2 protein-coding genes and 1 tRNA gene are annotated in these 1,500 nt (G+C 62.4%); 1 reads left to right on the top strand and 2 read right to left on the bottom strand.

The window, feature by feature from the left end; translation table 11 throughout:
* A partial coding sequence (locus A37A_RS0114710) for a methyltransferase dimerization domain-containing protein (RefSeq protein ID WP_020494533.1) occupies positions 1-421 on the bottom strand: 421 nt, incomplete at its 3' end.
* Positions 422-629: 208 nt separating this feature from the next.
* On the opposite strand from A37A_RS0114710, the gene A37A_RS0114705 reads away from it, so the two are divergent.
* Positions 630-702 (top strand) — tRNA-Gly (locus A37A_RS0114705).
* Between the two features lie 90 nt (positions 703-792).
* Here the strand turns inward: A37A_RS0114705 and A37A_RS21660 are convergent.
* On the bottom strand, positions 793-1,500 hold a 708-nt coding region (locus tag A37A_RS21660; protein ID WP_018292226.1), incomplete at its 5' end, for an IS200/IS605 family accessory protein TnpB-related protein.

Raw genomic sequence — 1,500 nt, 5'->3', positions numbered from 1 at the left:
AAAACTCCTCGGCCCGCTTCTGGTGTTCCACCGGTTCCACCGCCTCCGCGAGGCCACCCTTCCTCACCGCTTCGGCAAGATGGTCCCATGCCTCGTCCAGGATGGAGCCGTGGACTAGATCCCCCAAGTAATCGGGGCTTTCCGGCACCAGAAGCGCTTCGGCGATCGGCAGGAGCCGGTAAGAGCCCTTCGCCTTCCCGAGAAGCTGGAGAGCCGTCAGACTGTCCAGGAGCACCCGGGCTCCCCGCACGCTGACGCCGAGCGCAGCCGCCACCTCCTCCGCGGTACCAGCCTTCTTGGCGAGCTGGGAAAAGACACCGAGATCGACCGCAGCCCGGACGATCCGCGAACCGCGGACGCTGTCGATACAGAACAGAAACGGAGCAAGATCGAAATCGAGCGCGAACGGCCGAACATCCATTGATTTCTCCTTGAAGGGTTGCCGGAGCCGCGGCTCGGCCGAGGCGCCGGAATTATTGATCAACTGATTGATAAAATAGAATATCCCGTCCTTCTGTCAAGCGGCGGGCGCTGTTTCCGAGAAACTCCTCTTGCGTCGCGGACCGAACACCTTTGATTTTTTCGTCTTGCCTCCGCTCGGCCACCGCACCAAAGTAGGAGGCTGTCTTGCGGGTGTAACTCAGTTGGTAGAGTGCAACCTTGCCAAGGTTGATGTCGCGGGTTCGAGTCCCGTCACCCGCTCACTGACCGAGCCGCCATGCGGTCTCTCCGGTCAACTGGCGATTCTCATGCAGGATCAGGCCGTTCCTAAAACCATAGACAACCATTTCCCTACCAGGGTAGATCGTCCACGACGACGGCCGAACAGTGCTGCCGACGATTCGCGTGCCGGGGTTTCGCCGGCAAAGTCCGGGTAGCGCCCAATGCCCGCGCTTTCGGGGACAGCGGCGCGGGAGACAGTCGATTGCCTCCCGACCGGGCATGCGCTGCATGCGCCGCTTTGAGTCTCTTCCGGACGCCCGCCCAGAACGACCATACATGCTTCGTCCGATTCCTCGCGGGTAGGGCGAAGGTGACATGACCGCCATTGCGGGTCGGCACGACGGCCTCCCGCACGGACGGGCGCTCGGATCGACCCAATCCTCTCCGGGCGACGGCATAGGCCGCGCCCTGGTGAGAGCTGATGCCATGACGGCGCGCGTGGTTGACCGCGCCGATCACGGAAGTGTAGGCCGGGTCGACTTCGATCACTTCAACTCCGGCACGAAAAGAAGCCGCCTTGAGCATGGAGATCGCCTTGGCGTAGGAGAAGGAAGAGAGCGAGCGAGCCCGAACGGGATCGACCGACTCCAGTTCGGCCTTCCTCTTACGAAGATCCAATCGCTTGATCACGAGCGGCTTGCCCGATTCGGTGCAGGCCCGGACGATCTCCCGGCACGCATCGCCGATCGCGGCTTTCGCCTGCTCCTCGCTCTTGCCATAGAGATTCAATCCAAGCCGGCGAATCCTCACCAGGTTGCCGAAGCGCTCCGTTTCGGC

This window comes from Verrucomicrobium sp. 3C, assembly GCF_000379365.1.
Lineage (GTDB): Bacteria > Verrucomicrobiota > Verrucomicrobiia > Methylacidiphilales > Methylacidiphilaceae > Methylacidimicrobium.
This window is presented reverse-complemented; position numbering and strand designations above follow the sequence as displayed.